The 24169-nt window shown below is 48.9% G+C and carries 21 protein-coding genes; 14 read left to right on the top strand and 7 right to left on the bottom strand.

The window, feature by feature from the left end:
* Positions 1–13 precede the first annotated feature (13 nt).
* Positions 14–730: a winged helix-turn-helix domain-containing protein gene (locus Q1B11_RS00270; protein WP_067517047.1), complete on the bottom strand. Its 717-nt coding sequence runs from the start codon at positions 728–730 to the stop codon at positions 14–16.
* A 548-nt stretch (positions 731–1278) separates the two neighbouring features.
* Between Q1B11_RS00270 and Q1B11_RS00265 the strand changes: the two genes are divergently transcribed.
* From Q1B11_RS00265 to yfaE, 4 genes are all read left to right on the top strand, one after another.
* Positions 1279–1479: a hypothetical protein gene (locus Q1B11_RS00265; RefSeq protein ID WP_299725540.1), complete on the top strand. Its 201-nt coding sequence runs from the start codon at positions 1279–1281 to the stop codon at positions 1477–1479.
* Between the two features lie 20 nt (positions 1480–1499).
* Positions 1500–3770, top strand: coding sequence for a class 1a ribonucleoside-diphosphate reductase subunit alpha (nrdA, locus tag Q1B11_RS00260; RefSeq protein WP_299725537.1), 2271 nt, complete (start codon positions 1500–1502; stop codon positions 3768–3770).
* A 180-nt stretch (positions 3771–3950) separates the two neighbouring features.
* Positions 3951–5081 carry a class Ia ribonucleoside-diphosphate reductase subunit beta gene (nrdB, locus tag Q1B11_RS00255; RefSeq protein ID WP_067517043.1) on the top strand — a complete coding sequence of 377 codons (1131 nt, stop codon included), beginning with the start codon at positions 3951–3953 and terminating at the stop codon, positions 5079–5081.
* A gap of 63 nt (positions 5082–5144) precedes the next feature.
* Positions 5145–5423 carry a class I ribonucleotide reductase maintenance protein YfaE gene (gene yfaE / locus Q1B11_RS00250; RefSeq protein ID WP_299725532.1) on the top strand — a complete coding sequence of 93 codons (279 nt, stop codon included), beginning with the start codon at positions 5145–5147 and terminating at the stop codon, positions 5421–5423.
* 140 nt (positions 5424–5563) lie between these two features.
* Here yfaE and Q1B11_RS00245 read toward each other — a convergent pair whose 3' ends face one another.
* Positions 5564–6880, bottom strand: coding sequence for an anaerobic C4-dicarboxylate transporter (locus tag Q1B11_RS00245; protein ID WP_299725529.1), 1317 nt, complete (start codon positions 6878–6880; stop codon positions 5564–5566).
* 390 nt (positions 6881–7270) lie between these two features.
* Positions 7271–8044: a Nif3-like dinuclear metal center hexameric protein gene (locus Q1B11_RS00240; protein ID WP_299725526.1), complete on the bottom strand. Its 774-nt coding sequence runs from the start codon at positions 8042–8044 to the stop codon at positions 7271–7273.
* A gap of 70 nt (positions 8045–8114) precedes the next feature.
* Between Q1B11_RS00240 and Q1B11_RS00235 the strand changes: the two genes are divergently transcribed.
* Positions 8115–9224, top strand: a complete 1110-nt coding sequence (locus tag Q1B11_RS00235) for a trypsin-like peptidase domain-containing protein (protein ID WP_299725523.1) — start codon at positions 8115–8117, stop codon at positions 9222–9224.
* 297 nt (positions 9225–9521) lie between these two features.
* Here Q1B11_RS00235 and Q1B11_RS00230 read toward each other — a convergent pair whose 3' ends face one another.
* Positions 9522–10820 carry an OprD family outer membrane porin gene (locus Q1B11_RS00230; RefSeq protein WP_299725520.1) on the bottom strand — a complete coding sequence of 433 codons (1299 nt, stop codon included), beginning with the start codon at positions 10818–10820 and terminating at the stop codon, positions 9522–9524.
* 599 nt (positions 10821–11419) lie between these two features.
* Here Q1B11_RS00230 and Q1B11_RS00225 point away from each other — a divergent pair.
* From Q1B11_RS00225 to Q1B11_RS00190, 8 genes are all read left to right on the top strand, one after another.
* Positions 11420–11728 carry a PTS sugar transporter subunit IIB gene (locus Q1B11_RS00225; RefSeq protein ID WP_299725517.1) on the top strand — a complete coding sequence of 103 codons (309 nt, stop codon included), beginning with the start codon at positions 11420–11422 and terminating at the stop codon, positions 11726–11728.
* Positions 11729–11785: 57 nt separating this feature from the next.
* On the top strand, positions 11786–13117 hold the full coding sequence (locus Q1B11_RS00220) for a PTS sugar transporter subunit IIC (protein WP_299725514.1): 1332 nt from the start codon (positions 11786–11788) through the stop codon (positions 13115–13117).
* Positions 13118–13185: 68 nt separating this feature from the next.
* The gene (locus tag Q1B11_RS00215; RefSeq protein WP_095210295.1) at positions 13186–13500 is read left to right on the top strand and encodes a PTS lactose/cellobiose transporter subunit IIA; all 315 of its coding nucleotides are present in this window, start codon (positions 13186–13188) and stop codon (positions 13498–13500) included.
* A gap of 72 nt (positions 13501–13572) precedes the next feature.
* Positions 13573–14571: a LacI family DNA-binding transcriptional regulator gene (locus Q1B11_RS00210; RefSeq protein WP_299725507.1), complete on the top strand. Its 999-nt coding sequence runs from the start codon at positions 13573–13575 to the stop codon at positions 14569–14571.
* A gap of 25 nt (positions 14572–14596) precedes the next feature.
* Positions 14597–15907, top strand: a complete 1311-nt coding sequence (locus Q1B11_RS00205) for a 6-phospho-beta-glucosidase (RefSeq protein ID WP_299725504.1) — start codon at positions 14597–14599, stop codon at positions 15905–15907.
* A 70-nt stretch (positions 15908–15977) separates the two neighbouring features.
* Positions 15978–16715, top strand: a complete 738-nt coding sequence (gene chbG / locus Q1B11_RS00200) for a chitin disaccharide deacetylase (protein WP_299725501.1) — start codon at positions 15978–15980, stop codon at positions 16713–16715.
* Positions 16716–16730: 15 nt separating this feature from the next.
* Complete coding sequence (locus Q1B11_RS00195) at positions 16731–17612, top strand: BadF/BadG/BcrA/BcrD ATPase family protein (RefSeq protein ID WP_299725498.1); 882 nt, start codon at positions 16731–16733, stop codon at positions 17610–17612.
* A 301-nt stretch (positions 17613–17913) separates the two neighbouring features.
* Positions 17914–19461, top strand: a complete 1548-nt coding sequence (locus Q1B11_RS00190; RefSeq protein ID WP_299725495.1) for a hypothetical protein — start codon at positions 17914–17916, stop codon at positions 19459–19461.
* 90 nt (positions 19462–19551) lie between these two features.
* On the opposite strand, the gene hisD is transcribed toward Q1B11_RS00190, so the two are convergent.
* Genes hisD through ilvA form a run of 3 tightly spaced genes read right to left on the bottom strand, consistent with a single transcriptional unit; the run spans position 19552 to position 23123 of the window.
* Positions 19552–20868: a histidinol dehydrogenase gene (gene hisD / locus Q1B11_RS00185; protein WP_299725492.1), complete on the bottom strand. Its 1317-nt coding sequence runs from the start codon at positions 20866–20868 to the stop codon at positions 19552–19554.
* Positions 20865–21506 (bottom strand): ATP phosphoribosyltransferase, encoded by a 642-nt coding sequence (gene hisG, locus Q1B11_RS00180; protein WP_067516977.1) that lies wholly within the window; start codon positions 21504–21506, stop codon positions 20865–20867. The genes hisD and hisG overlap by 4 nt, the downstream gene beginning before the upstream one ends.
* Positions 21507–21560: 54 nt before the next feature.
* Positions 21561–23123, bottom strand: a complete 1563-nt coding sequence (gene ilvA / locus Q1B11_RS00175) for a threonine ammonia-lyase, biosynthetic (protein WP_299726378.1) — start codon at positions 23121–23123, stop codon at positions 21561–21563.
* 117 nt (positions 23124–23240) lie between these two features.
* On the opposite strand from ilvA, the gene rpiA reads away from it, so the two are divergent.
* Positions 23241–23915, top strand: a complete 675-nt coding sequence (gene rpiA / locus Q1B11_RS00170; protein WP_067516973.1) for a ribose-5-phosphate isomerase RpiA — start codon at positions 23241–23243, stop codon at positions 23913–23915.
* Positions 23916–24169: the final 254 nt, after the last annotated feature.

The raw sequence follows: 24169 nt of genomic DNA, 5'->3' as shown, positions 1-24169 counted from the left end.
TAGTAGGTAGGCGTTATTCACTTTTGACAAACAGATACCCTTTACTGCGCACGGTTTTGATTAACCGTGGATGCATCGGGTCATCCCCAATCTTAGGTCGAATTCGGGATACTCGAACGTCGATAGAGCGATCCTGACCGTCGTATTCAATACCACGGAGCTGAGCAAAGATTTCTTCACGACTCAGCACCCGGCCGGCGTTGGAACAAAGCAGCCAGAGCAAATCAAACTCGGCACTGGTCAGATCAATGCTTTCATCGTTCAACCAGGCTTCCCGTTGTGCATTATCCACCACCAGATTACCGAAGCGGATGCTTTTCGGGGCTTCCGTCTCTTCTTCTAATGGCGCTGCGCTGCGTCTCAACAAGGCACGAATCCGCGCCAGTAATACTCTTGGGCGCACGGGCTTGGCCACGTAATCGTCAGCGCCCATCTCCAGCCCCAGCACTTCGTCCAGATCGTCGGTTCTGGCGGTCAGCATCAGAATCTGGCCATGGTATTGGCTGCGCACCCGACGGCAGATAGACACACCGTCTTCACCCGGCAGCATCAAATCCAGCACCACCAGATCCGGACGCTCGCTGAGAATCCGTTCCACGGCCTTGCCGCCATCACCTTCTACCGTTACCTGAAGGCCATTATTTTCAAGATATTCACGGGTCAGTGTTGCCAGACGCTCATCGTCCTCAACAATCAGGATGCGACCCGTTTCAGCATTATCCAAAGCCATGTTATACACCCCAACACAAAATACGTTTTACTGCCGGCAGTCATCGCCCGCTTTGTTCAAATGATTGGTTTTCCGAATGCTGATGTTACACTACCGGCGCTCTTACGTCCTACCCTGAGCTTGTAACAAACCGTACACTCATGCAGCACGTCTTCCAGCTCTTTTTGAAAGCGCCAAAATCACCCAGAAAAACATTTTATTTTTTCTCGCCCGGATTCTTTTGCTTGCAAATTCTTTACTTTGTCTGTCTAAGCCACTCGGCAGTTAGCAAATACCAACCATAGGTATTACCCACAATTTATCCACAGCATCTCCCCAGCTTTGTCTGCTTGAAATTCTTTATAGGGCGCATTATCTTGTGTATGAAAACAATGACTACACAACATATGGTGTTTTTCGTTTTCTGCCGATACAACTCGTTAACAGCCTCGTTAAGAGCCCCAAACAGGTAATCAACCAGTTCAACGGAACGAACTGGCTTTCCGGGATCAGCGCAGTGAATAGCATGAACAGGGAGTAGGCATTGTTAACAGGGACGTGTGCTCACAATGGGTTTCTTCAGTGTTCGGGAGTTGCTGGCATCGTTGCCAGCACTCTGGCGTCACGTATTTATGGAAACTGTGGCGATCTGGCTCAACAGATCCCCCGGCATTATCCCCGGATACACGCTCCACTCAGGCCAGGGCTTAAGCCCTCTGCCGCAAACAACAGTGGGCGACTCAGAGCAGTTAACCTATTGTTTTGAATAGATTTTACAGGTAATCACTGAATGAACAAAAACCTTCTGGTCACTAAACGCCGCAGCGACAAGGAACCGCTGGATCTGGAAAAGATCCACAAAGTCATCACCTGGGCTGCCGAAGGTCTGGACAATGTATCGGTGTCCGAAGTCGAGCTAAAGTCCCATATTCAGTTTTACGATGGCATCAAAACCACAGACATCCATGAAACACTGATCAAATCCGCTGCCGACCTGATTTCAGCCCAGGCTCCGGATTATCAGTATCTGGCCGCTCGTCTGGCCATTTTCCACCTGCGCAAAAAAGCCTTCGGCCAGTTTGAACCGCCCCGGTTGTTCAACCATGTGGTCAAACTGGTAGAAATGAAGAAGTACGACCAACACCTGCTGACCGACTACACCGAAGCAGAGTTCGATCAGATGGAAAGCTTCATCGATCACGGTCGTGACATGAACTTCAGCTATGCCGCCGTCAAGCAGCTGGAAGGTAAGTATCTGGTACAAAACCGGGTGACAGGTGAATATTACGAAAGCCCTCAGATTCTTTATATGCTGATCGGTGCCTGCCTGTTTGCTGGCTATCCGAAAGATACCCGTCTGGACTTTATCGAGCGCTTCTATAATGCCGTGTCCACTTTCCGCTTATCGCTGCCAACCCCGATCATGGCCGGCGTGCGTACGCCAACCCGTCAGTTCAGCTCCTGTGTATTGATTGAATGTGGCGACTCTCTGGACTCCATTAACGCGACATCCAGTGCCATCGTTAAATACGTCAGTCAGCGTGCAGGCATCGGCATTAATGCCGGTAATATCCGTGCACTGGGCAGCCCGATCCGGGGCGGTGAAGCCTTCCACACCGGCTGTATTCCTTTTTATAAACATTTCCAGACCGCAGTAAAATCCTGTTCACAAGGCGGGGTTCGTGGTGGTGCAGCCACACTGTTCTACCCAATCTGGCATCTGGAAGTGGAAAACCTGCTGGTACTGAAAAACAACCGGGGCGTTGATGACAACCGGGTGCGCCACTTAGATTACGGTGTGCAGTTTAACAAACTGATGTATCAGCGTTTGATCGAAGGTGGCAACATCACGCTCTTTTCTCCAAGCGATGTACCCGGCCTTTACGATGCTTTCTTCGCGGATCAAGAAAAGTTTGAAAAGCTCTATGTCCAATACGAACAAGACCCATCAGTGCGTAAAACCACACTGAAAGCCATTGAGCTGTTCTCACTGTTTGCCTCCGAGCGCGCCAGCACCGGACGCATCTATCTGCAAAACGTGGACCACTGCAACACCCACAGCCCATTCGATCCGGCTGTGGCACCGGTGCGCCAGAGCAATCTCTGCCTGGAAATCGCCCTACCGACCAAACCACTGACTCATATTCACGACGAAGAAGGTGAAATCGCCCTCTGTACGCTGGCAGCATTTAACCTTGGCGCACTGAAAGATCTCAACGAACTGGAAGAGCTGTCCGAACTGATTGTTCGTGCTCTGGACAGCTTGCTGGATTATCAGGATTACCCGGTCGCTGCCGCCTATAACTCCACCATGGGTCGTCGTCCATTGGGTGTGGGTGTGATTAACTTTGCCAACTACTTGGCCAAAAACGGGGTGCGTTATTCCGACGGTTCTGCCAATGGCCTGACTCACCGCACCTTTGAAGCCGTTCAGTATTACCTGCTGAAAGCCTCCAATAAGCTGGCCAGAGAACAAGGTACGTGCACCAAGTTCCATGAGACTACCTACGCTAAAGGCGTTCTCCCGATCGATACCTATAAAAAAGATTTGGATGCCGTTTGCGATCAGTCGCTGCAGCTGGATTGGGAATCCCTACGGGAAAACATCAAGGCTCACGGTCTGCGCAACTCGACACTGACGGCGCTCATGCCATCAGAAACATCTTCGCAGATCAGCAACGCCACTAATGGTATTGAACCACCCCGGGGCTTTGTCAGCGTTAAAGCCAGTAAAGATGGCATCCTGAAACAAGTCGTACCGGATTTCGCCGAGCTACAAAGTCAGTACGAACTGCTTTGGAGCATGCCGAGCAACGACGGTTACTTACAATTGGTAGCCATTATGCAGAAGTTTGTGGATCAGACCATTTCCGCCAACACGAACTACGATCCGAATCTATTTGAAGGCGGTAAAGTACCCATGAAATTACTGCTGAAGGATTTACTGACGGCGTATAAACTGGGCGTTAAAACACTGTACTACCACAACACCCGGGACGGCGCTTCCGATACTCAGGAAGACATGGATGACGGCTGTGCTGGCGGCGCCTGTAAAATCTAAGTGCTAACACGATGTAAATAAGAAAGAAAACTGTCGTGCAGCGCTCCCGCTCACGGCAGCCCGGGAAAAGAGGGAGCACTATCAAAGCCGGTAGCGCAAATGCTTATAGATAACAAACGTCGTACGCTGCATCCTTACCGGCTTCGTCCACGGAAAACATGATTCAGGGCTAATCAGACAATGACATACACCACCTTTAACCAGGAACAGTTTAACGCCACTAAGGAGCCCATGTTCTTTGGTCACCATGTCAATGTATCCCGTTACGATGTCCAGAAATACGCGGTATTTGAAAAGCTGATTGAAAAACAACTGTCGTTTTTCTGGCGCCCCGAAGAAGTGGATTTATCCACCGACCGCCGAGACTTCGCAGCATTGCCAGATCACGAAAAACACATTTTCCTCAGTAACCTGAAATATCAGACGCTGCTGGATTCCGTGCAAGGTCGCTCGCCCAACGTGGCGCTGCTACCTATCGTCTCCTTGCCAGAACTGGAAACCTGGATCGAAACCTGGGCCTTCAGTGAAACCATTCACTCACGCTCGTACACCCATATCATTCGCAATATTGTCAACGAACCCTCCGTCATCTTTGATGATATTGTCACCAATGAAGCCATCACCAAACGTGCTCGTGACATTACCCGTTACTACGATGCGCTGATCGAGGGGGTTAGCCTTTATCATCGCTTGGGTGAAGGGCAGCACACGATTAATGGTGAAACCGTTAACGTAAGCCTGCGTGATCTGAAGCGGAAACTGTACCTGACCATCGTCTCGGTGAACGTACTGGAAGCCATCCGTTTCTATGTCAGCTTTGCCTGCAGCTTTGCTTTTGCCGAACGTTCCACCATGGAAGGCAATGCCAAAATCATCAAACTGATCGCCCGGGATGAAGCTCTGCACCTGAACGGTACCCAGCACATGCTACACCTGATGGCGGACGGTAAAGATGATCCGGAAATGGCAGAGGTGGCCAGAGAGTTAAAAGACCAGGCTCGTCAAATCTTTATCGATGCCGCTGAGCAAGAAAAAGACTGGGCCGACTACTTGTTCCGTGACGGCTCCATGATTGGTTTGAACCGGGATATTCTCGGTCAATATGTCGAGTACATCACCAACCAGCGCATGGTATCCGCCGGGTTTGAACCCGCCTTTGCCACAAAACAGAACCCGCTGCCCTGGATGAACAGCTGGCTGAACAGCGACAATGTTCAGGTAGCACCACAGGAAGTAGAAGTCAGTTCCTACCTTGTGGGGCAGATCGACAACGAAGTGCAGTCCGAAGACTTCAGTAATTTCTCGCTGTAAGCCATTCATGACGTTCAGGGTGCCCTGTTACGAACAGCGCCCTGAATACACACAGGCAATGTCATGGCACACATCATTAAAATTCTGGAAGGCTTCAGCTTTATTCCCCGTAAAGAACAAACGGTTCTGGAAGCGCTGGAACATCAGCAGGTGGAAATAGACTTTCAGTGTCGTGAAGGATTTTGTGGTAGCTGTCAGGCCACCCTAATCGATGGTGAAGTGTCATACACCACGGAACCTATTGCTTTTATCCCGGAAGGTAAAATTCTCACTTGCTGCTGCAAACCAGAGAGTGATTTGGTGATAGAGCTCGCTTTTGGCTGCAAAGTAAAAAGCTCATGATTTGAATTCAGGTTTCAGAAAAGAATGACAATCATTGAAAATAGATTGTCACTTCAGCTTCCTAAGCCTCCGAGGCTGTTAATACAAAAAAAAGCTTACCACTCTCGGTGATAAGCTTTTTTTGAACAGCGATTCTGTGATCAGAGCATGATGCTACCGAATACAAAGCCCGCCGCAACAGAAGCAATAATGGCAATCAGCCCCGGAATCATAAAGCTGTGGTTGAACACATACTTACCGATTTTGGTGGTTCCTGTGCTATCAAAATCCAGAGAAGCGATAATCGGGCCGTAGTTCGGTACAAAGAAATAGCCGTTTACTGCCGGGAACATAGCAACCAGAGAAGCAGCTGGCAGCCCCAGGGCAACACCCAATGGCATCAAAGTAGACGTCGTTGCACCCTGACTGTTCACCATGACGGACAGAACAAACAGTGCAATAGCAAACGCCCATGGAGCAGAGTGAACTAAATCAGTAATACTGCCTTTCAACAGTGCATCGTGGGCACCGAAGAAACTGTCACCCAGCCAGGCAATACCAAAGATCGCAATAATGGCACGCATACCAGCAGTGAACACATCACCACGGCTGGCTTCACCCACATCTGCCTTGCCGACAAATACCATCAATGCAGCAACCGTCAGCATGATGATTTCAATGGTATGCGCCATACCCATGGCAGAACCGTTGAAGTGAGGACGCAGGGCAGGAATTGCACCCATGATCACCACCATTACCGCACCCAGCAGGAACAACAGAACAGAGATTTTTGCACCGGGCTTCAATTCAGAAACGGATACCTTGGTGGTTTCTTCCATCTTACGACGGAATTCAGGATCCTGAAGACGACGCTGGTATTCTGGATCATCCTTCAGCTCTTTACCCAGCTTGTTGGTTACCAGAGCGGCAATAAATAAACCGACCATGGTCGCAGGAATCGTGGTTCCCAGAATTTGCCCAAGAGTTACATCGTACTTGGTGGACAAAATAGTCAGCATGGCAACAGTCGCCGCAGCAATCGGGCTAGCCACAATCGCCACCTGAGAAGCAATAACCGCCATGGACATTGGACGCTCAGGGCGAACACCGGTACGACGGGAAACTTCTGCAATCACTGGCAGCACAGAGTAGGCAACGTGGCCAGTACCGGCAAACATGGTGAAGAAATAGGTAACCGCTGGCGCAATAAAGGTGATCCGCTTTGGGTTTTTACGAAGAATTTTCTCAGCAATCTGAACCAGATAGTCCATACCACCCGCCGCCTGCATACAGGCTGCTGCAGTCACTACCGACAGAATCATCAACATAACGTCAATCGGTGGTGCGGTTGGTTGGATACCAAACAGAAAGGACAGAATGGCAAGACCCACGCCTCCCATCAAACCAAGACCAATACCTCCAATGCGTGCACCCACCAGTATGCACAGAATAACGATGGCTAATTGCAGCCAGATCATATTACTTCTCCCCACAGTTCTTCAGAACTGCCCACGCAAGTAAAAACCCTTCTGCCTCTGCTGTTTTTCTTTACAGAAACAAAAGGAATTAAAAAGACGAGGGGAGTGTATGCCAGTTATTTTTTGATCAAATTGATTTACGACAATGTTTTATTCACTGCTCAGAAACCAACAAAATAGGTAGTTTTACCCACACAATCAGAACAAATATGAGCGTGTTTTCACATGTTAAACCAATGACGTTTTTAAATTGTGGAACGAGCAAGTTATTTTGGGCGACTGGGCAAGGCGAAGAGACGAGTAATAGCCGTAGCTATGGCGAGGAACTTCAACGCAGATCCAGCCGGTCAAAATAGCTGCGCAGCCCATAATTTAAAAACAGAATTGGTATTATACCGGAGAATCAATATCCACGAATGTATGTTCAATGCCGGTTTCATTGTGCAACCATCTCGCTAACGCCTGAACTCCGTAACGCTCAGTAGCGTGATGGCCAGCACTGACATAGTGGATACCATTTTCTCGCGCAAAGTGAACGGTGGATTCTGAAATCTCACCACTGACAAATGCATCTACGCCCAGAGCCAAGGCCTTATCGATCATACTTTGAGCGGCACCAGTGCACCAGGCGATGGTTTTTATGGCATGATTACCACCAGAAATCAGCAGCGGCTCGCGGCCCAGTTTATCCGTTATCTCCTGACCGAGGCTGGCCAGTGATAGTTCACTGCGGGTGGTGCCCCAATTTCCCACGGGCAGCTTTGCTCCGGGCTCCATCCCGCCAGCTGACGTCCACTCCATTAAACGAGCAAGTTCTGCATTGTTCCCCATGACCGGGTGAGCATCCAATGGCAGATGATAAGCGATCAGGCTGATATTATTGGCCAGCAGTGATTCAATACGACGCCGTTTAATCCCGGTAATCACCGACTCTTCGCCTCGCCAGAAATAACCGTGATGAACCAACAGGGCATCCGCTTTTAATTCAATGGCTTTATCAATCAACGCCTGACAGGCCGTTACACCGGTCACAATTTTTTTAATGGGTGCATCAGGCGATACCGATGCATCCACTTGAATCCCATTCGGGCAGTAGTCTTTGAACTGCCCCGGTTGCAATTCCTGATCCAGCAAGGCGACCATATCTTTTAATGTCAGGGCCATCGGTTCTCTCCATCCCTTCATAGATGTATATTGATTATTTACGACAGTATAACCAGCCACGGGGCTATGAATGAAAAAACTGCTTAAATCCGTTGGCCTGCCCATCGCCATCGGGCTTTTTTCCGGGCTGATCGTATTGTTAGTTGTGCCGAGTCTTGCCGGCATTTCTGAACGATCCAGAAATCAGACCGTGGAGCAGTTTACCCGGGTATTCAACCTCAGTGGTCAGGTTTCTTACAGTGATGCGGTAAAAAGAGCTGCGCCCGCCGTGGTCAGTATCTCCACCACCAGCGTTTCTGGACGCGGCGACAGCAATCTTCCCTTACCTGAGCGAAACGCTTCCAGAGATGCGCCTGAAGGCTCCGGGGTTATTGTTAGCCCAGACGGATACATTCTGACCAATCATCACGTGATTCAGAACGCATCACGACTGTTGATCACTCTGCTGGATGGCCGGGAAATAAAAGCCGCACTGGTGGGGACCGATCCGGAAAGTGATTTGGCCGTATTAAAAATCGGTTTAAAGAATTTGCCCTATTTGAATCTGGTGGATTCCAGCAAAGCGGAAATCGGTGATGTGGTTCTGGCTATTGGTAATCCCTTTGGCCTTGGGCAAACAGTGACCATGGGCATTATCAGTGCTACCGGTAGAAACGATCTGCAATTGAACATTTATGAGGACTTCATTCAGACCGATGCCGCCATCAACATCGGTAACTCCGGTGGTGCGCTGGTGAATGCCTACGGCGATCTGGTGGGTATCAGCACACTGTTGTTTTCCCGTGGCGGCGGCAGTGAAGGCGTTGGTTTTGTTATCCCGTCGAACATGGCGCGCTTTGTGATGGAGTCCATTATTAAGTATGGCCGAGTTATACGAGGATGGATGGGTATTGAATCACAATCCCTGAGCGCATCACTGGCAAAAGCTTATGGCGTTAATCCAAATATTGGCATTCTGATTACCGGCGTTTACGAAGGCGGCCCGGCAGATCTGGCGGGCATTCGCAGAGGCGATATTCTGATTGGCATTAATGGTCAGAGTACCCGGGATGGACGCAAAGTCATGAATATGGTGGCGCAGATTCCGCCCGGGCAGTCGATGACCATGCAGGTGTTGAGGGATGGGAAGGCCATTGAGCTGGTCGCCCAGGCGACCACAAGACCGAAAATAGTGAACTGATCAAATATAAAAAAAACGGGTCTTTCGACCCGGAAATAACGCACAGAGCACTTCTTATACCAATGGCGTTTTTTAATTGTGGAACGAGCAAGCTATTTTGGGCAACTGGGCAAGGCGAAGAGACGAGTCATAGCACGTAGCTATGGCGAGGAACTTCAACGCAGATCCAGTCGGTCAAAATAGCTGCGCAGCCCATAATTTAAAAACAGAATTGGTATTACAGAAAGCAGAGAAAATGGGTTCCCATATTATTAACGGGAACCTTTTTAGCCATTGTTTTTAACCAATATTGAGCAATTAGAAGACACTGATATTGTAAGTAGCCATCACTTTGATGTCGTTACGATCATCCTTTACATCCGTATCGGTGGTACGAAGGAAGCCCGGGAATACACCCAGCCACAATCCTTCCATTGGGCCAGATTGAACGGCATAGCTGAACTGGAAGTCCAGTGCGTGCATTTCACCATCACGGTTTTCAGTCGCCTTGTCACGATCGTTGTAATTATCCCAACCGTAATTGTAATTAGCACCTACCGTAAAGCCTTTCAAGTCACCTTCGAAATTGTAGGAGGTAGCAAACTTCACAACTTTCTGACCATCCCACAGGTAGTCATCCAACTGTGCCCACGTTTGCAGGAAGTTACGATGATCGCTGTTAGCCCATGCAGTTAAACGGAGCTGATATTCACCACCGTCTTTGGTTTCTGTCTGACCATATCCGGTAATGAAACTCCAGTTTCCTTTACTCAGCGCAGCACTAGAACTCCACGTATATCCTCTCTCAGAACCGGAAGCCTCATTTTTACCTGACTGGTAATAAGATGTAAGGGTTAGCTTCCCTGTGTCGTTCAAATCAAAACTATAGGCTCCAGCCAGGTGGTGATTGGTTCGATAGTCTTTACCCTCACCATAAGCCACATCAACCCAGCCATTTCCATCCAGATCATAACGGGCACCGATGGAATGAATAAAATCGATCTGCTCACCACCGGTGTTATTTTTGTTTTGATGCCATGAGTTGGTCAGATCACGGAACCTGTCGTCCCAGTCATTTTGAAACTGATCCGCCCGGCCATAAGCCAATTGCAAGTTTTCTATATTGAGCTTGGCGTCAACACCACGATAAGCATGGGCATTAATGCCCGAAGAGGTGCCAATAACACCGGCATTGATATCGGTGTAACCTGCTTTGATATCAGCGCCCAGAGCCTCGTCGCCAAACTTCATTTTGATGCGTGCTTTCGAAATGCGTTCGGAGCTGCGCTCATCACCCGGGTTTTTATTATCGTAATAAAGCACTTCAGACTGACCGTGGCCGCTGCCACCCATCAAATCGATATTGCTTGCTGCCGAAAAGTCAGCGCCCAGCCAGTCGTTATAATAACCAGACTTAAAATTGGCATTCAGACCCAGTGCATGAACACGAATTTGGTTGCCAGCGTTTTCATGATCCCGCTCACGACCATAATACATAACCCCCAAATCCATGGAGGAACCATCAATAAAACCTTCACCGCCATCAGCAACAGCAGTACCTGAAGAAAGAACTGCCGCAGTGGCAATGGCGCTGGCAATCAGTGATTTTTTAAACATTCTAATTAATCCCCATTAACTCCTGGTGTGTGTCTGTTTTTTTAGAAAGACAGCACTTTCTGTTTATGCTGGCTGCAGGAATCTGTACCCCTCCAATTCCCCCCACCTCTGGATATCATTCTTACTGTCAGAAGCAGTTGCCGTATTAAACGCTGGTCAGTTTATTCCAGCGCAAGAAAAATGTAACCGGTTTCTGCAACCGGTTACAAGTTTTTATTTATTGCTTTGCCTTGAGTCAATAATCAAATAAAGACAACAAACCTCAGACCCAACCGTTGATGCGCATCAAAGAAATCAAAAACAAGACACACCAGAAGACAGTAAAAAGCGAAATATCAGCTAAACGACAATGACCCAACAGCCACCTATCAAAAAACAACCCCTTATTTTTCAGACAGTTAACCAAGGATAATGGGCGATAAAAAAACAACGACCATTAAAATGAAACCGGTTACAGAAACCGATTGCATGAAGGTTTTTTATGTGATTTCATAATCCTCAGTTGAATTTTGTTATACCCGTTTCCCCCGGCATTCACTCAACGGCTCCTAGACCCGCCAACAAAGAAGCCCCGGAAACATAACGTTGGAAACTAAGTGATGAAAAAGATTTTCCTATGCTGTAGCGCCGGTATGTCCACCAGCATGCTGGTCAAGAAAATGGAACAAGCGGCAGCAGGCCGCGGTTTGGACGTTGAAATCGCTGCAGTCGCTATGTCTGGTTTTGATGAAGCCATTGAAGCTTACGACGTCTGCCTTCTTGGCCCACAGGTGAAGTTCAAGCTGGCTGACTTTCAGGCTCAGGCGGCGCAACTGAACAAGAAAGTAGAAGCTATCGAACCAATGGCCTACGGCATGATGAATGGGGAAAAAGTTCTGGATCAGGCATTAAGCCTGCTGGAAGCATAAGAAAAAGCAAATGCAGCAATGTTCGCTTACTAACAAATGTTCTTCTGGGGATAAGCAATGAAACTGTACGACCAACTCATAAAATTTGTAGAGCAGAAGCTGGGGCCGATCGCCGGTAAGCTGGGTGCTCAACGACACATTACCGCGCTGCGCGATGGCTTTCTGGTGGCAATGCCTTTCATTATTGTGGGCAGTTTCATTCTGATCTTTGCCAACCCTCCTTTTGCTGCAGATACAACAAACGCCTTTGGTCGTGCATGGCTGGATTTTGTTGCCGCACATCGTCCAACCATCGTTATGCCCTGGACCATGAGCATGGGCATTATGTCCCTGTTTATTACCATGGGTGTCGCGTACTCACTGGCTAAATCCTATAAGATGGACGGTATTGGTGCTGCGGCGCTGTCTGCCATGTCGTTCCTGCTGATTGCAGCACCGGAAAAAGGCTGGGCGCTGCCACTGAACCACTTTGCCGGCACCGGTATTTTTACCGCTATTCTGGCAGCATACTTCTCCGTTGAGCTGACGCGCATCCTGAAGAAGTACAACATCACGATTCGTATGCCTGAACAAGTACCGCCTGCGATTGCTGCGTCTTTTGCCCTGCTGGTTCCCGTTCTGGCCATCTTCCTGACCCTGTATCCATTGAGCCTGTTTGTTCAGACCAACTTTGGCATGCAGATTCCTGAAGCGGTGATGGCGGTCTTTAAACCACTGGTGTCTGCCTCTAACAGTTTGCCTGCGATTCTGGGTGCGATTCTGCTGAGCCAGCTGCTGTGGTTTGCCGGTATTCACGGTGCCAACATTGTTGTTGGTATTTTGTCGCCTATCTTCCTGGCAAACATTGGTGCAAACGCGGCGGCCTACGCGGCAGGCGAAACCGTACCCAACCTGTTCACTCAACCATTCTGGGATTTCTACATCTTTATCGGCGGTGCCGGTGCGACACTGGCTCTGGTATTCCTGATGAGTTTCAGTAAAGCCACTCATCTGCGCAGCGTTGGCCGCATGAGCTTCCTGCCAGGCGTATTCCAGATCAACGAACCGGTTATGTTTGGTGCTCCTGTTGTCATGAACCCAACCCTGTTCGTACCTTTTGTACTGGCTCCGGTCATGAACGCCATCATTGCTTACTTCGCAGTAAACACAGGAATCGTTGATAAGGCGATTGCTGTCACGCCCTGGACAGCTCCGGCTCTGATCGGTGCGGCATGGGGTGCTGGCTGGGCATTTAAAGCCTCTATCCTAACAGCCTTCCTGCTGGTGCTTGATGTGCTGGTTTACCTGCCATTCTTCAAGGCTTACGAAAAACAACTGCTGGCTCAGGAAAACGCCAGCCTGTCCGGCACAACCCAAGCTGAAAAAACTGGCCAACCGGTTACCGCATAATATCTGACCTTTTCTTTCCCGCTTATCTTATGTAAGCGGGAAACCACCACCTGATTATGGAGACGACCATGAACGTAGATAACGTCATCATGGAACTGATTGTTAAATCCGGCGAAGCCAGAAGTCTGGCGATGGAAGCCTTGTCACAGGCGCGTTGCAGCGAATTCGACAAAGCGGAAAAATCCCTTGCTGATTCCCGCGAAGCTGGCAGACTGGCTCATAAAATGCAAACAGCACTGATTGCAGCGGATGGCAATGAAGGCAAAGTACCGGTTTCTCTATTGCTGGTTCATGCACAGGACCATCTGATGACCTCAATGCTGGCACAGGATATGGTTGAAGAGATGGTTCGTCTCTATCAACGACTGGATCAAAACAATTAATCAGACGACTGAACACGGTCATTTTCAGCAGCGCAGTAAAACGCAGCACCAGAAAGTGATCAGGAGAAAATAATGGCGAGCATAAAGGACGTAGCAGAACTGGCAGGGGTCTCAAGAGCCACGGTATCCCGTGTACTCAATGAGACCGGCCAGATCAAAGCAGCAACACGTGACCGCGTCCACAATGCGATGAAGAAACTGAATTACCGGCCTAATCCGCTGGCGCGTTCTTTAGCCACCTCGTCATCCAACACGGTTGGTCTGGTTGTCACTTCCTATCGCGGCTCTTTTTTCTCCGAGCTGATGGCGATCGTTCAGGAAGAGATGGATCAACAGGGCAAATTTCTTCTGATCAGCCGGGGCAAGCGCTCCCGGGAAAGTGAAGTACACGCCATTCAACGGCTCACCGATATGCGCTGCGACGGTCTTATTCTTCATGCCCGCAACTTATACGACGAAGAGCTAATAGAGCTGGCGCAACAGGAAACTCCTTTTGTCATCCTGGACCGTATGGTTGAAGGGCTTGAGGATCGCTGCATCGATTTTCAACATGAAGCCGCAGGACAGCTGGCCGTCAATCACCTGATCGAACACGGCCACCGGAAAATCGCCTGCCTTGCAGGGCCCAGAGAGCGTTTAACCGCCCGCCTGCGTTTCAAAGGCTATGAACAGGCGCTTAGGGAACACCACATTGAGGTGGATGAAACTCTGGTCGCCGAAGCAGACTACGACCGCGAAGGTGGCTATCGGGCGATGGCGGATATTCTGGAAAAACATCCGGATATCACTGCCGTCTATTCCTGTAGTGAAGAGATGGCAGTCGGTGCCTTTGATCTGTTTCGTGAACGAAATATGACTGTGCCCGGTGATATCTCTCTGGTGAGCTTTGACAGTGTTAGCGTCTGTACCATTTTGACCCCTTCAGTGACGACAGTGCATTTTCCGATCAAGGAGATGGCCGAGCAGGCATCCGCCGCTTTATCCGGCCTGATGAAAGGCCAGCCATTACCTGCACTGCCCACTTTCAAACCTGAATTAAGAACAAGAGAGTCCGTTCGCCGCCTTAAATAGGGGAATGAACTCTCGGGAATACAACATGAAAGATCTAAAGCTGACGATTATTGGCGGTGGCAGTAGCTACACACCCGAGCTGGTTGACGGCATTATCCGCAGAATCCGTGAGCTTCCGGTGACAGAAATCTGTCTCGTGGATGTAGAAGACGGTGCTCGTAAAGTGAGCATCATTGAAGACTTTACCAAACGGATGCTGGACAAGGCCGGCGTTAATATCAAAGTATGGTCAACCCTTGATCGCCGTGAAGGTATCAAAGGCGCTCAGTTTGTTATGTCTCAATTTCGTGTTGGTGGTTTAGCTGCCCGCGCCCGGGATGAACGCATTCCATTGAGATACAACGTGATTGGTCAGGAAACCACCGGCCCCGGCGGTTTTGCCAAAGCCCTGCGTACTATTCCGGTGATTCTCGACATCTGTCGTGATATTGAAGAAGTGGCGCCCGATGCCTGGCTGATTAACTTCACCAATCCAGCGGGCATGGTGACTGAAGCGGTTATTAAACACACCAATGTCAAAGTGATGGGGCTTTGTAATGTTCCTATCAATATGCACTACTCCATAGCACGCATGCTGGGTGTTAAGCCCGAAGAAGTCTCCATGGATTTTGCCGGCCTGAATCACATGGTCTGGGTTCATAAAGTGTCTGTAGCCGGTGAAGACAAAACTCAGGAAGTACTGCGCCTATTAGGCGACGGCGCAAGTCTGAATATGAACAACATCAAAGAAGAACCGTGGGACAAAGCGTTCCTGAAAGCCCTCGGTGTCGTGCCCTGCCCTTACCATCGTTACTTCTATCTGAAAGAAGCCATGCTGGCGGATGAACTGGAAGCGGCAAAATCTGGCGGCACCCGGGCTGAGCAGGTGATGAAAACCGAAGAGGAATTGTTTGCGCTGTATGCCGATCCAAACCTGGATCATAAGCCAACGCAATTGGAAAAACGTGGTGGCGCCTATTATTCAGAAGTATCTCTCGATCTGGTGGATTCCATCTGGAATAACAAAAAAGCGATCAATGTCGTTAATACCCGCAACAATGGTGCAATCAACGGTCTGCCTGATGATGCGGTTGTTGAAATCAATGCCATGGTAGATGCTGATGGTGCTCATGCTATTTCGTTTGGCTCCATGCCTACGCATCTGAACGGCTTGCTCCAGCAGGTGAAGGCGTACGAAACGCTGGCTATTGATGCAGCCGTTTATGGCGATTACGACAAGGCACTGATGGCGATGGCCCTCAACCCACTGGTTCCTGATCTGGCAACAGGCCAGAAGATTCTTGACGACATCATCGCCGAGAACCGGGATTACCTGCCACAATTTGCCAATAAGTAACTCTTTTTTCCTATCAATACTCTCTCTGCTCCTGCCTACCACAGGAGCAGCAGAGCTGGAAGCCTAAACCATGAAGCTAATCGTCAACGCCGATGATTTCGGCCTCACCCGTGGTGTCAATCTCGGCATTATTGAAGCCTTTCAACAAGGCATTGTACGCTCTACAACATTGATGGCCGGTATGCCTGCGGAACTGCATGCAGCCGAACTATCTCGACAGAATCCGGAGCTGAAAGTCGGTATTCACTTGCGCCTGACAACAGGTCAGGCCATGGCCGAAGATGTTTATTCACTGATTGATTCAACCGGCCAGCTACAGAACCAGACAATGTTCTGGGAAAACAAAACCATGAGCACTCAGGAAATCGAAAAAGAGCTGCGGGCCCAGGTCGAACACTTCCTGAAACTCGGCATTGAACTCAGCCATATGGATGGACACCACCATTGTCATCGTCATCCGCTGGTTGCGCCGGTTGCCCAAAAACTGTCTGATGAATATCAGGTTCCCCTGCGTCCTATTAATGAACTGACTCAATACAAAAATAAGAGCCTTGGCTTTTCTGATAAATTCTACGGCGATAACCTGACTACCGAGAGTCTGCTTGATATCGTAAAACATTATCTGGGTAGGGTTCAGGTGTTAGAGCTGATGACTCATCCAGCCCTGGTTGATGAACCACTTCTGAAAACCAGTCGCTATGCCAGTGCAAGAACCCGTGAGCTTGCTATTCTGACTACCCCGAATCTACCACAGAAGCTAAACAACATCGGTGTTACCATCTCCGATTACAGCTGCCTGAACGACTGAGATAGAATGTCATCTATGACGAACATTAGAAAAGAAGATGTATTGCTATTGGGTGTAGACGGCGGTGGTACATCCTGTCGTGCCCGTATTTCAGATATCAATGGCGCCACCCTTGGTGAGGGCTTTGCCGGAAGTGCAAACCCAAGAACGGGTCTGGATTCTGCTTGCAACGCGATCATGCAAGCAACCCGTGCAGCCATGGACAATGCAAGGCTTAAAGAAAACGACTTTGATCGTATGTATGCCGGACTGGGTCTGGCGGGCGTAAACCAGCAGAAAGAGCGGGATATGGTTCTGGGCTGGGGCTTCCCGTTTGCCGGAGTTTTTCTGGAAACTGATGCTTATGCGGCTTGCATGGGGGCATTTGAAGGTAAAGATGGTGCCATACTGATTCTTGGTACAGGCTCATGTGGTGCAAGCTTTCTCAATGGTGAAATGAGAACTCTTGGCGGCTGGGGTTTTCCTGTTTCAGATCATGGAAGTGGTGCCAGCCTTGGCTTAGCGGCTATTCGATATTCACTGCTTGCCCATGAAGGCATGAAAGAAAGTACGCCACTTAGTAAAGCTATTATGGCTACGTTTGATAATACTCCAGAGAATGCCGTTGCCTGGCAGGACAGCGCCTTGCCACGGGATTATGGCTCATATGGTCCCCTGATCGTAGAACATCTGGGTTATGGGGATAAACTGGCAGAGCAGCTTATTCAGGAAAGCGCGAACGATGCTGCCATGATGATTCGGGTACTTCATCAACGCGGTGCCAATAAATGTGCACTAGTGGGTGGACTGAGTGAATTTGTTCTGCCCTGGTTGCCAGAAGATGTTTCACCACTGGCAACCTTACCAAAAGGTGATGCTATGCATGGTGCACTATTAATGGCAAAAAGCCTGCTGTAAGCGATACGTTATCCCCAACTCTCTTTCTCAAATATCCCTGTCTATTGGCAGGGAATCACTTGTCTACCAAGAAACTCCAGCCTTGTTACAGCATGATTTCAAATATGAACTAAATTATTAACCTGAGTTGAGTTGGAATCATGCATTAATGTTCTTTCTGCTGGCTGTGCAAGTTCTCATGAAAACTCAGGGTAAGTGCATGCCAGCGATTGAACCGCAGAGAGGGGTATAAGGATTCTGTAGCCCAAACTCCAAGTCTATTTCAATAAATTGAACAAAATACAATAGAGGAAATATCATTATGTCTATGCCCGGAGTCGTTTCAGCTTCGAATGTACGTCAGTCTCCAGCTGTCTTATCTCAAGAACTAGCAGCTCCTACACCCGAAGGACAAACTTATTTTGGAGTTACGGTAAGAGAAGCTAGGGATTCAGAGATAATGCCATTGCCTACTCGAGTCAAAACGGATGTTCCGAGCCTATATGGAGACAGTGAAAAAACTGGAATTAATGTCAGGCTGATTAACTCGTTCAGCGCTGAAGCAGTTTACAACAGGGAAACAAAAAGCGCAGAAGTTCTGGTTAACCCTGCCCCGGGAAAATGCATTAAGCATGGAGGCGATCTGGATCCAATTCTGTTTTATTCAATGACTGCCCAAACATTCGAACTATCTACCCTTGATTCAGAGGACAAATCTGCTCATCTAACACTGCTATCATCATCCGGCGCTGGAAACTACGAAGATTTTGGTCACTTACTTAACAATGAGAAGAATGCAGTTTCAAGAGAACTTTTGCATGAAATGATTGGTGATGGTGATCAACCATTAGTACACCATGCAAGACAAGGCCCTTTCTTCAATAGCGATAAAGAAGTCACTGCTGATTCTTTTAATAAACTATCACAAAGCCCCTTATTCAAAGAGGACGGCACAGCCAGTGATGCGAACTTCACATTAAAGGATGTACAAAGAAGCTGTGATCATAAAGCCTGTGATTTCCCACAAAACTTTAAAGAAAAGGCTAATTTCCTTGCAGAAGAGGCTAAGGATGCACCAAAAACAACTGCCAACCTACAGCTCGCCTTAGTTCAGTACCTTAGAGATCAGGAAAACACCAAAGTGGATACCATGGTGTTGAGCAGAACTTCAAAAAAAGAACTCGAGACACTTATAGAAACGGCTAAAAATGACAGTGACCTTGGTGAACTGGAATTCCATCGGGCTGTTCAAAATGGTTCTCGATGCGAGTCTTTGGGTGAGCTGGATGATAAGATCAGCTTCACTCATACGGCATTCGTAAATATTCCCTCCCACATGGAAGAGCATGGATTTAACAAACCAGCTCCCGATGCAGAGGACGAGATTGCACGCGTTATTGACGAATGCCCGGGGATTGAAGGATTCCCGAACAGGAAAACGGGGGAAAGAGCCGTTACTAAGCCATGTCTGGCTGGATTCTCCTGGGGTGACGAAGAGCCGGGTTCAAAACAAAATATCGCGGTTATTCAGTCTTTCCTTTCACCTCCACATGGTCATTATTCTGAAAAACAGGAAATCCTCAGCAGCAACTGTCAGAAATTATTTGAAAAGCTGAATGCTACAGTCATTACTGGCCCTGTGAGTCAGAAGGACGATAAAAATTCACAGGTAGTCATTGATACAGATGCAAAACTCCCCCATCAACCAGTTCCCAGTGAGCAGGGGATTACGGCGCATCCGCATTACTACATCAGTTCCGAAGCTCATGACCAGTTTGGCAGCAATAGAGAAGAGAACATAAGCTCGCTGAAGCAAATGGTAGAAGAGAAGAAGGGTTCGAAAGAATCAAAATCTACCTCTGATCATTAAGCTACCGACTACAATCGTTTATACGCAGGAGGGTTCAGACAAACGTTCCTGCGTATAAAATGCAACTGCCTTCCTACAGTTTGTTATTCATCAGGTATCCAGAATACGATACTCTGCGGAGCGGGCATGGGCGGTTAACGACTCCCCTCTTGCCAGCACTGAAGCAACTTTCCCCATCTTCGATGCACCATCTGCAGAAAACTGAATCACAGAAGAACGTTTCTGAAAGTCATAAACACCAAGTGGAGAAGAAAACCTTGCTGTGCCTGATGTGGGTAAAACATGATTAGGGCCTGCGCAATAGTCACCAAGCACTTCTGCGGTATAGCGCCCCATGAAGATAGCACCGGCGTGACGAATTTCTGGTAACCACTGTTCAGGGTTTTCTACAGAAAGTTCGAGATGTTCTGGTGCAACGCGGTTCACTAATTCAATGGCAGCGTTCATATCTGGCACGGCAATTAATGCGCCACGCTCTTTTAGTGAAGTCGCAATGATTTCTTTGCGCTCCATTGTTGGCAGCAAACGGTTGATGCTTTCCTGAACGGCATCCAGAAAATTCGCATCTGGTGAGATCAAAATGGCTTGGGCATCTTCATCGTGTTCAGCTTGAGAGAACAAATCCATGGCAATCCAGTCTGGATTGGTTTTGCCATCGCACACGACAAGAATTTCTGATGGGCCAGCAATCATATCGATGCCAACTTGACCAAACACTTCCCGTTTAGCAGTAGCCACGTAGATATTGCCCGGACCAACAATTTTATCCACACGGGGAATGGTTTCTGTACCATAAGCCAATGCGGCAATCGCTTGTGCGCCACCAATGGTAAAGACTTTATCCACTCCGGCTACGGCAGCCGCAGCAAGAACCAGTTCGTTCAACTCACCTTCTGGAGCAGGCACGACCATGACCACTTCTGGCACTCCCGCCACCGCGGCCGGAATGGCATTCATTAGAACCGATGAAGGATACGCCGCCCGCCCGCCAGGCACATAGAGACCAACACGATCCATCGGCGTCACTTGCTGACCCAGCAATGTGCCGTCCGCTTCTTGATAGTTCCAGGATTTTTGTTGCTGGTGCTCGTGGTAATCTCTGATTCGGCTTGCAGCGGTTTCAAGAGCAGACCGTTCTTCAGCCGAAATCGCATCAAGGGCTTTTTGTAGGCGATCAGCGTTCAGAATAAGTTCATCCATCGCGCCGACATGACGTCGATCAAAACGACAGGTGTAGTCAATCACCGCCTGATCGCCGGTTTGACGAACCTGCTCGATAATGGCTTTTACGCGTACCTGAACATCGTCGTTTGATACCGACTCCCATGCCAGCAGCTGATCAAGCTGGGACGAGAAACCCGAGCTATTGAAGTCCAATCGAACAGGGTTTGCTACATCAGACGTCATTCCTGCCTTTCCTCCACAGCCTTGGTCAGTTGTTCCAGAATTTTCCCGATTAGCTTGTGCTTCACTTTCATGGAGGCGCGGTTCACCACCAGCCGGGAACTGATATCAGCAATCAGATCCCGCGGCTCAAGACCATTGGCACGGAGCGTGTTACCAGTGTCCACAACGTCGATAATAATATCTGCCAGACCCACCAGCGGCGCCAACTCCATGGAACCGTAGAGCTTGATGATGTCCGCCTGAGTTCCCTGGGAGGCGTAATATTGTTTGGCAACGTTGACAAACTTGGTGGCAACTTTTAAACGGCCAGTAGACTCGGGAACACCCACCTTTCCTGCAGTCATTAGTTTGCACTGGGCAATCTTCAGATCGAGGGGTTCGTACAGTTCAGAAGAGCCGTGTTCCATCAGCACATCTTTACCGGCTACGCCCATATCGGCGGCGCCATATTCCACATAGGTAGGCACATCACTGGCACGGACAATCAGCAGGCTCACATCCGGATGGGTTGTGCCTATGATCAGCTTGCGGCTTTTATTTGGATCTTCCGCAGGCTCAATGCCAGCCGCCTGCAACAGAGGCAGCGTTTCTTTCAAAATGCGCCCCTTGGAGAGCGCGATGGTGATCTGGTTAGACATACTTCTCTCGGATTATTCTGGATTTTTTTTGCCAAAGCGAAGGTGTATTAAACCTCAGTCGCCCAAAAATGCCTTGTAGGCCTCGTTATCGTTTTCGCACCAATACTGGTAGCCAATGGCATCAAGGTATTCCGGAATCTGGTGACGTTCGTCCTCTGGCACATCAAGACCAACGGCCACCCGGCCATAAGCTGCACCATGATTTCGGTAATGAAACAGTGTGATATTCCAGCGTTTGCCAAGCTTGCTCAGGAAGTTCATCAATGCCCCCGGGCGTTCCGGAAACTCAAAGCGGTAGAGCTGCTCATTTTCAACGACTTTACTGTGACCACCCACCATATGACGCACATGAAGCTTGGCCATTTCATTATCGGTTAAATCGGTCACCGGATAGCCATGTTGTCTCAGTTCTTCGATCAACTGGTTGGCCGGCATTTGATCCGGATCCACCTGAACGCCCACAAAAATTTTGGCTTTGGTATGATCGTGGTAACGATAATTGAACTCAGTGATGCTGCGACGGCCTAATAGTTCGCAGAATTTCCGAAAACTGCCCGGTTCTTCAGGAATGGTCACCGCAATAATTGCTTCCCGCTTTTCACCCAGCTCTGTTCGTTCGGAGACATAACGCAGTCGGTCGAAATTGATGTTAGCACCGCTGGCGATCGCCAACAGCGTCTGACCTTCTGCCTTCTCCCGGGCTACGTACTTTTTCATGCCGGCAATGCCTAACGCACCAGCCGGTTCGCAGACAGAACGGGTATCATCAAAAATATCCTTGATGGCCGCACAGATTTCGTCCGCATCAACCGTGATCACCTCATCAACACAGCTCTGGCAGATACGAAATGTTTCTTCGCCGATCTGTGCAACGGCAACACCATCAGCAAAGATGCCCACGTGTTCCAGAATGACACGTTCTCCTGCTTCCATAGCCGCCTTTAAGCAGGCGGATTCTTCAAACTCGACACCGATGATTTTGATATCAGGGCGCAGGTATTTGATATAAGCACTGACACCTGCCGCCAAGCCACCGCCACCCACGGGGATAAAAATAGCATTCAGAGGACCGGTGTGCTGACGCAGAATTTCCATACCGATCGTGCCCTGACCGGCGATGGTATCGATATCATCATAGGGGTGAATAAAGGTGTAGCCGAACTGATCCACCAGCTCAAAGGCGTGCTTTAATGCCTGATCGAAGGCATCACCAAACAAAATAACATCCGCACCGTAAGCACGAACGGATTTTACTTTGATTTCCGGTGTGGTAACTGGCATCACGATGGTGGATTTAATACCCATCTCTCTGGCGGCCAGTGCAACGCCCTGGGCATGGTTGCCTGCAGAAGCGGCAATAATGCCTTTTTGTTTTTCAGCATCCGTCAGTTGAGCCAGTTTGTTATAGGCTCCACGTATTTTAAAAGAGAATACAGGCTGAAGGTCTTCCCGCTTCAGGAGAACCTTGTTCTTCAAGCGCTGACTCAGGAAGCGAGCCTCATGGACCGGTGTTTCGATGGCAACATCGTAGACCCTGGCTTCCAGTATTTTACGAATATAACTGTTTGGCATGCTGTCCTGCTGATGATGTCGGTTAGCTTTATTGGTTTCAGGCAGTCACAGTAGTTTACAGGAAAGCGGCTGAGGATGGCACATCCCATACGCTCTGAAATGATGTAATATAACGCGGTATTTTTACCGCCTGACCAACAGCCCCAGTCAACAGGAATCACCATGAATCAGGATCAGTTGAAAAAAGCCACCGCCGACGCTGCGCTCCAATATATTCTGCCCCATCTTGAGAAGGACATGGTGATCGGCATTGGCACCGGCTCAACCGCCCGTTTTTTTATCGATGCCCTGGCAGAATACAAAGATGAGTTTGATGGCTGTGTATCCAGTTCCGAAGCATCCACTGAACAGCTGAAATCCCACGGCATTCCGGTTTATGACCTCAATTCCATTGCCGACCTGCGGTTTTATATCGATGGTGCCGACGAAGCCAATGAACATCTGCACCTGATTAAGGGCGGTGGCGCTGCCCTGACTCGAGAGAAGATTATCGCCGCTGTTGCTCAGGAATTTATTTGCATCGCGGATGAAAGTAAGGCCGTCGGCGTGCTGGGTGAATTTCCGCTGCCTGTTGAAGTGATTCCGATGGCGCGTAGTCACGTTGGACGTGAAATTGTTAAGTTGGGTGGTGACCCAGCGTATCGTGAAGGTGTTATCACCGATAATGGCAACGTGATTCTGGATGTGTGGAATATGAAGATTCTTAACCCGGTAGAGCTGGAGCGTCAGTTGAATAGCATTGTCGGTGTCGTCACGAATGGTCTATTTGCTGGCAGACCTGCTGATGTGCTGCTGATTGGTACTTCTGAGGGAGTTAAAACGATCAGAACAAAATGACAGGATGAGGTCACCTGAGTTAGAACATGGTTTGCTCTGACTCAGGAACCACTGAATATAAAGCTCAGAGCGACCACATCAAGAGTGATGGCTAACGCGAGACAAGCGGCCTTTTGCAGTGATGAATTCTTCTTTTCCGTCGGCATATCGATTCCCCAATTTTCTTAAACGTACTAATAACTATAGAGAACTGAAGCCACTCAAACCTTATCCTTTAGTAGACATTTCACACAACCCAAGCAACCCATTGATTT

Source organism: uncultured Endozoicomonas sp., assembly GCF_947495845.1.
In the GTDB taxonomy this organism is placed as follows: Bacteria; Pseudomonadota; Gammaproteobacteria; order Pseudomonadales; family Endozoicomonadaceae; genus Endozoicomonas.
Note: the sequence above shows the minus strand (reverse complement) of the source record. Positions and strands in the feature narration are given on the sequence as shown.